5 protein-coding genes are annotated in these 7,803 nt (G+C 52.0%); 2 read left to right on the top strand and 3 right to left on the bottom strand.

Annotation, left to right across the window (positions count from 1 at the left end; genetic code table 11):
- Positions 1 to 556 (top strand): LysR family transcriptional regulator substrate-binding protein (locus GCWU000182_RS08275; RefSeq protein ID WP_023392369.1); only part of this gene is annotated, 556 nt, incomplete at its 5' end.
- Between the two features lie 425 nt (positions 557 to 981).
- On the opposite strand, the gene efp is transcribed toward GCWU000182_RS08275, so the two are convergent.
- From efp to GCWU000182_RS08265, 3 genes are all read right to left on the bottom strand, one after another.
- The gene (gene efp / locus GCWU000182_RS08270; protein ID WP_023391821.1) at positions 982 to 1,545 is read right to left on the bottom strand and encodes an elongation factor P; all 564 of its coding nucleotides are present in this window, start codon (positions 1,543 to 1,545) and stop codon (positions 982 to 984) included.
- 101 nt (positions 1,546 to 1,646) lie between these two features.
- The gene (locus tag GCWU000182_RS10225) at positions 1,647 to 1,799 is read right to left on the bottom strand and encodes a hypothetical protein (protein WP_023391822.1); all 153 of its coding nucleotides are present in this window, start codon (positions 1,797 to 1,799) and stop codon (positions 1,647 to 1,649) included.
- A 425-nt stretch (positions 1,800 to 2,224) separates the two neighbouring features.
- Entirely contained in the window at positions 2,225 to 3,409 is a 1,185-nt protein-coding gene (locus tag GCWU000182_RS08265; protein ID WP_023390920.1) for an IS256 family transposase, read from the bottom strand.
- A gap of 495 nt (positions 3,410 to 3,904) precedes the next feature.
- Between GCWU000182_RS08265 and GCWU000182_RS08260 the strand changes: the two genes are divergently transcribed.
- A complete protein-coding gene (locus tag GCWU000182_RS08260; protein WP_023392368.1) occupies positions 3,905 to 7,735 on the top strand; it encodes a pullulanase in 3,831 nt (1,276 codons plus the stop codon).
- The last annotated feature ends 68 nt before the right edge of the window (positions 7,736 to 7,803 follow it).

Below are 7,803 nucleotides of genomic sequence, written 5' to 3'. Positions count from 1 at the left end.
CATCCTGGAAGACGTCATGTCCTTCAAGAGTTCCCTGGGTATTCTCTACCTTAATAAGTTCAACCGCCAGGTCCTGACCAAGCTCTTCAAGGAGAAGAAGCTCAAGTTTACGCCTTTGTTCAAGGCTAAGCCCCACGTCTTTGTCTGCCGGGACAATCCTTTGGCCCAGAAGTCATCGGTTAAGTTAAGGGACCTAGAGGACTACCCTTACTTATCTTATGAGCAAGGCCAGGAGAACTCCTTCTATTTTGCGGAAGAAATTTTGAGTACCCTCAACCGCAAGATGCACATCAAGGTCAGCGACCGGGCCACCATCTTCAACCTCATGGTGGGCCTCAACGGCTATACCATTTCCTCAGGGATTATCTCCAGCGAGCTCAACGACGACAAGATCATCGCCATTCCCCTGGAAGTGGACGACATGATGACCCTGGGCTACCTCATGCCCCAACAGGTAGAGCCAAGCCCTATTACCCGCCAATACCTGGACCTCCTACGGGCCAATATCCGTGGTTATGGGTTTGAGATCCTGGAGGATAAGGAGAAGGAGAAGTAGGGGGAGTTACTTGGTTTCTGCCCGCCTGACGGCAATAGATTGGATACAATGAAAAAAGACCAGCTGCCTGGCCCTGAGGGGGTGAGGTGGCTGGTTTTTGTGTGTCTGCCTGCCGAGGCGCGACTGCCAGGCCTCATTAAGACAAAAGGCGGGGCTAAGTGCAGGGACCGGCTCCAGCCAGCCTGCGGCTGTCTTCCGCCTTGCCTGGCTATGGCGGGGCTAAGTCGCTAGGGCTCCAAGCCCCGCTCATGCGCCAGCCATCCTGGCCAGCACCAGGCCCGCTTTTGGCCATGAGGCCAGGCAGTCACTGGGGGAGTGGGGAAAGAGGACTAGCTTCCTGGCCTTATGTGGTGAGGAGGAGGGTTTCTTTTTATGATGCCACAACAAAAAAACGCCACTACCTCAGGGTAGTGGCTTCTTTATGCTTACTTATTAGCGCGGCCGCTGTAAGTACCTTCAGCGGTGTTGACAACTAAGTATTCGCCGGCTTCGATGAAGTCTGGCACGTTGACTACTAAGCCAGTTTCCATAGTTGCAGGTTTCCCAGAACCAGAAACGGTTGCACCTTTGATAGAAGGTTGGGTTTCGGTTACTTGGAGAACAACGGTTGATGGGAGTTGAACCCCGATTACTTCGCTGCCGTAGAATTGGATCTTAGCTTCCGCATTTTCCAATAAGAACTTCAATTCGCGTTCGATGGCGTCTTCTGCGATTTCGTATTGGTCATAAGTTTCTAAGTCCATGAAGAAAGCAGTGCTGTCTTGGCTGTAGAGGTATTGTACGTCCTTGGTGTCGATATGCGCACGTTCTACCTTCTCATCTGGACGCATGGTGGTGTCCACAGTAGAGTTGTTACGGACGTCGCGGATTTTCATCCGCATGATGGTGTTACCTTTCCCTGGTTTGTGGTGGGAAATTTCCAATACACGCCACAATTTACCGTCTAGGATGAAAGTCATCCCTGCTTTTAAATCACTTACACTAATCATCTTACTGCTCCTTTTGTCAGTTGAATTTGAAGCCAAAGCCTCGATACCTTCGTTATTATAGCATACCTTATAGGCAAATTTAAAGAAAAAAATGATGCAGGCTAGGATTTGCGCCGTTCATAGTAATAGAGACAGGCAATTCCCTCAAGTAGGGTGGCTGCCACGAGCCAGAGCAGGCAGTCGCTGTGAGCCAGAATGGCCCAGGTTACCGCCGCTAATAAAACACAGAGCAAGGTGGGGTGGAGATACTTCATGATCTAGCCTCCTAACTGATGTGGGAGAGGAAATGGACTTTTACCTAGTATACTTCAAGTGAATTGTGAAGTAAAACCTTTAGTGGGAAGAGGGGAGAAACTAGGTTACCGCCGCCCAGACTAGGTGAGCGTCGGGAGCTGGCCTAGGAATCTGGGAAAAAGACGCAAAAACCGAGGAGACTGCTAGGAGCTAGCTCAGGAAACTAGGGAAAAGAGCCCAAAACAGGGCAAGCGCCAGGAGCTAGTGGTCCACTCCGCCGAGTGGACCACTAGCTCGGCCGGAAAGCTGGGAAAGAGGCCCAAAACAGGGCAAAAGCTAGGAGCCAGTGGCCCACTCCGTCGAGTGGACCACTAGCTCGGTCAGAAACCTAGGAAAAGAGTCAAGTCCAAAATCCTGTGTAAAAATATGTAGGCTGTCCTATAGCTTATTTGCGTTTGGTGAAGTTGACCAGGAAGGGGCGTGCGTTAGCCTGCCAAGCATCGTTTAAATCAATGAGGATGGCGCCAATCAGTCGCTCAGCAGAAGCGACATTAGGGTAGACGCCAATGACCTTATCCCGCCGTCTGATTTCACGGTTCAAACGTTCGACAGAGTTAGTAGTCCGCAAGTTGGGATGGTAAATCTCAGGCTCCATCATAAACTGAACGGCATCTTCAAAGCCCTCATCTAAAACCTTTAAGGCCTTCTGATAGCGAGGATTGTCCGCGACAGAGGCCTCAAAAGCTTCCTTGAGCCGCCTTGCATGTTCGGCGGTGGGCGCCTGGAAAATGGCCTTCAACTTAGCGCGCGCCTCTAGACTCCCTTTTCTGGGAATAGTCTCGACAATGTTGGATAAGAAATGAAAGACGCAACGTTGCCAAGGCACCCCAACAAAACAGTGCTGGATAGCGGCTCTAAGCCCGGAGTGAGCGTCTGAAATAATCAGGGTGGGCTGGCTCAAACCACGGGCTCGCAGGGACTGAAGGAAGGTCAGCCAAGCCTCTTTGCTTTCTTCTTCTGACACCCAAAAGCCGATGATTTCGCGCTTGTTGGCCTCGTTGACGCCTTGAGCTAGGTAGACCGCCTTGGATACCACACGACCCTCTTCACGCACCTTAATGTAAAGGGCATCGAGGTAGAGATAGCGAAAGTGGCTGTGGGTCAGGGTCCGATTTTTGAAAGCTTCAATCTCAGGATCTAGCCGCTTCATAACGTCTGACACAAAGGACTTGGAAACCGTCTCGCCACACAGTTCTTGCACGATTTTAGTGACTTTGCGTGTTGAGACCCCATTGACCACCATTTCCATCATGGAAAGCAGGAAGGCCTGTTCGTTGCGCTGGTAACGTTCAAAGAGTTCGGTTTTGAACTCGCCAGAACGCGTGCGTGGGACTTGTAATTTAAGGGTGCCGATGGATAGCGTCCATTGGCGTTCATAGTAGCCGTTGCGATAATCTTGGCGCTGGTCGGAGCGTTCATGGGGTGCGGCTTGGATGAACTGGTGGCGTTCTTCTTCCATGTAGGCATTAAAGACGGTAATGGCCAGCGACTTCATGAGCGTGTTCATGTCACTGTTTAAAACTGCCTCTGTTAATTCTTCAAGTTTTAGGTTAATATTAAGGTAAGTCATGGTAATCTCCTCTTTCAATGTTTTCCGACAACTACATTGTACCAGAGATTACCTGGCTTTTTCTTTTTACACAATTATAGGGACTTAATCTAAAAAGTGCCCGAAACGAGGCGAAAGTCGCGAGCTAGTGGTCTACTCTGGAGAGTGGACCACTGGCTGGGCGGGAAACCGGGAAAAAGGGGCAGAAAAGAGGCGAAAGGCATGAGCTAATGGACTACTAGCTAGGTTAGAAATCTGACAAAAAGGGGAGCCAGTCCATTGATAGGAGGAACAGTGGACTAGCTGAGGGCTTTTGCAGTCAAAAAGGGTGTTTCGCGGTGATTCTTGTGTGGCCAGTCCATTGATAGGGGGAACGATGGACTGGCGGAGTCCTCTTTGGCTGAAAGAAAGTTTGTTAGCGTTAACAAAATGGTCTAGGCTAGGAGCCAAGAAGGGTAGAGCATGCTATAATAAAATCATGAAAGCGCATTATAATATAGAAGGGGTATCTGAACTATGAAAGATATGCAACCAACTCAAGCCCGACGCCAGGAGCGTTATGGCATTAAGAAACTCAGTGTGGGAGTGGCTTCTGTCCTAGTAGCAACTACTCTTTACTTCCTGCCGGGCAGTGCCCAAGTCTTAGCGGCTAGTCAGGCTAACGAAGAGGCATCTAGCAGCCAGTTAGCGCTTGCTCCAAGCGCCGGGGCCGGCAACCAGGCGACACCAGCGCCAGCGGGCCAAGCAGACGCTGGGCAGGCTGATAGCGGCAAGCCAGCTGACCAAGACACTTCGGCCGGCCAAGCTGACGGCAAAAAACCTGCTGATGCCAGTCAAGCGGCGGACGGCGCCCAAGCAAGTGATGGCACTAACCCAGCGAACGCTGCCAGCCCAGCTGATGGCGACAAGCCAACTGACGGCACTAACCCAGCGGACAGCACCAAGCCAACTGACGGCACTAACCCGGCCAACAGCACCAAGCCAACTGACAGCACCAGCCCAGCAGATACCGCCAAACCAGCCAACCCCGAGGCAGGCGCCAGTCCTACGGCTACCCCGGCAGTGACAGCGCAGGTGGCGCCAGCCGACCAAGCGCCGGAGATTCCGGCGGGGCATTTCCGTATGCACTTTGCTAAGCTGCCGAGCGATAATATTAGCGAGATTGGCGCCTGGGTCTGGGGCAGTGGGGTTCAAGCGCCGTCTGACAACTGGCCGACTGGGGCCATGCGCTTCTCGGAAGACAAGAAGACGGCCTATGGCTACTACCTGGATGTGCCGGTGACACCGCAGGCGACCGCCATCAACTACTTGCTCAACAACGTCAACGATGGCAGCAAGAAGTTTACCGAGGACCTCAGCCTGGCCATCACCAATCCGCAAATGAAACAAGCCTGGTTGGACGAAAACTACCAGGCCAGTGTGGAGGAGCCAATTCCAGCCAATAAGAACCGCCTGCGCGTCCACTATCACCGGGCTGACGGTCAGTATGACAACTGGGGTCTCTGGGTCTGGGGTAAGGATGTGGAGCACCCATCTAGCGACTGGCCTAAGGGCGCCCTAGAATTCAATCAGAGCGGGCCTTTTGGTCGCTACTTAGATTTACCTATTACAGAACTTGGAAAGGACATTCATTTCTTACTCGTGAACAAAGCAACTTCAAAACAAACCAAAGACATGAGCTTCAGCGACCGCGCCAACCATGAGCAAGTCTACCTGCATGATGAGGAAGACACGGTCTACACGACGCCATTTAAGACCCTATCTGAACGTATTACCCGCGCCGAAGTGACGGCGCCGCACCAAGTCTTAGCCAATTTTACGGCAGTGGATCAATTGGACCTAGCCAAAGTTCAGCAAGACCTAGCCGTTACGACTAACACTGGTCAAACAGTCAAAGTCACTAAGATTGAAGTCGACGCAGCTAACAAGCGCCTGGTTCTGACGACCCAAGAGGATGTCAGCCGGACGCCGCTTAAGCTGACCTATCATGACGAGACCGTCAATAGCCAGACTGGTTGGAAGCTAACGGACTCTCTCTATAATTATCAGGGCGAGTTAGGCTCCACCCTACAAGCAGACGGCTCCGCTTTGATGCGTCTCTGGGCGCCAAGCGCGGACGCCGTGACGGCAGTCCTCTATGACAAGGATAATCCGGACCAAGTGGTGGCGCGCGTGCCTTTGACTAAGGATGCTAGCACTGGACTTTGGACGGTGACCTTAGATGGCCGAAACACGCCAGCCAAGAATTTGGATGGTTACTTCTACCACTACCAAGTGGACCGTGGCGGTCAGTCGGTTCTGGTCTTAGACCCTTATGCTAAGTCCTTAGCCAAATGGGACCAAGCCACTGCCAAGGAAAAAGTAGCCAAGGCTGCCATCGTGGATCCAAATAAGATTGGGCCAAAATTATCTTATGCTAATATTCCAGGCTTCAAGAAACGTGAAGATGCGGTCATCTATGAAGCCCATGTCCGCGACTTCACTTCTGATCCTAAGTTAGAAGGTCAGCTCAAGTCACCATTTGGGACTTTCTCTGCCTTTGCGGAACGTCTCGGCTACCTCAAGCAATTGGGTGTGACCCATATCCAGCTCTTGCCAGTCATGAGTTACTACTTTGCTAACGAGAGTGCTCGTGCTCAGCGTGAGCTCCAACCAAGCACCCAAAACAATAACTACAACTGGGGCTATGACCCACAGTCCTACTTCAGTCTCAGCGGTATGTATGCTAGCGACCCAAGCAAGCCGCAAGCCCGCATTGAAGAATTCAAGCAATTAATCAAGGCCATTCATGACCAAGGCATGGGGGTTATCATGGACGTGGTCTACAACCACACGGCTAAGACCCATATCTTTGAAGACATTGAGCCAGGTTACTACCACTTCATGAATGCTGATGGTAGCCCGCGTGAGAACTTTGGTGGCGGTCGTCTAGGGACTACTCATAAGATGGCGCGTCGGGTCCTAGTGGATTCCATTAAATACTGGACCGATACCTTCAAGGTGGACGGCTTCCGCTTCGACATGATGGGGGACCATGATGCTGAAGCCATTGCCCAAGCTTACCGGGCAGCCAGCGCCCTCAATCCTAAGGTCTTCATGCTTGGGGAAGGTTGGCGGACCTTTGTCGGGGACGAAGGGGAGCCTGTTCAAGCGGCCGACCAAGACTGGATGCGCTCAACCGACGGTGTGGCGGTCTTCTCCGATGAGATTCGTAACGAGCTCAAGTCCGGCTACCCATCTGAAGGGCAACCGCGCTTCCTGACAGGCGGACCACGCAATGTCTACCAAATCTTCAATAATATTATTGCCAACCCAAGTAACTTTATTGCAGATTCACCGGGTGATGTGATTCAATACATTGCAGCCCACGACAACTTGACCCTGCACGATATTATCGCCCAATCCATTAAGAAAGATCCTAAGACTCATGCGGCTGAAATTCATCAACGCATTCGTTTGGGTAACCTCATGATTCTGACTTCCCAAGGGACACCATTTATCCATTCTGGTCAGGAAATGGGGCGGACCAAGCAATTGTTGGACCCAGCCTACAAGCATAAGGTGGATGACGACAAGGCGCCTTATAAGACCCATCTCTTAGTCGATGAACAGGGCAAGCCATTCGACTATCCATACTTCGTTCACGACTCCTATGATTCTTCCGATAGCATTAACCGCTTTGACTGGAGTAAGGTAGCGGGGGATGGCCAATATCCTCACAACCAAGCGACGCTGGCCTACACTCGTGGCCTGATTGCCTTACGTAAGTCTACCGATGCTTTCCGCAAAGGAACGGCTAAGGAAATCGCCGATCAAGTGACCATGATGACGTCGCCAGACATTGCGGATAGCGACAATGTCATTGCCTATCAGGCGGTAGACTCTAATGGCGACCGCTATGTGGTGGTAGTCAACGCGGATAATAAGGTTCGCAAGCTACGTTTCAATGCTGACCGTTTCCCTGGTTTGGATAAGGCAGAAGCCTTGGTGGACGGGGCTCGCGCCGGGACCCAAGCCTTGACGGATCTAGTAGGGGTAGCCTATGATGCGGAATCGGTCACCTTGCAACCCTTAACGGCGACGATCTTGCGGATTAAGGCCAAGCCAGATCAAGCGCCTCAGCCTGAGCCTGATCAAGGAAACCAAGCGCCAGACCGAATTGATCCTCTGTCTGTGGCGCGCGCTGGTTTTGGTGGCTTTGGTGGCGATGTCGCCCAAGCGCCAGCAGGCCAACTGCCTGCAACCGGTGAGAGCCAAGCCCCACTCAGTCTCTGGGCAGCGGTCATGGCCGGTCTAGGAAGCCTCATGGTCGGCCTAGGCTTGAAGAAAGAACGCGAGGCACAATAGAACAAACTATGAGAGGCAGAGGTTTTCTCTGCCTCTATCTTTTGGCTGGGTTATGGGCTTTTCTTGGA

It is taken from the genome of Abiotrophia defectiva ATCC 49176 (assembly GCF_000160075.2).
In the GTDB taxonomy this organism is placed as follows: domain Bacteria; phylum Bacillota; class Bacilli; order Lactobacillales; family Aerococcaceae; genus Abiotrophia; species Abiotrophia defectiva.
Note: the sequence above shows the minus strand (reverse complement) of the source record. Positions and strands in the feature narration are given on the sequence as shown.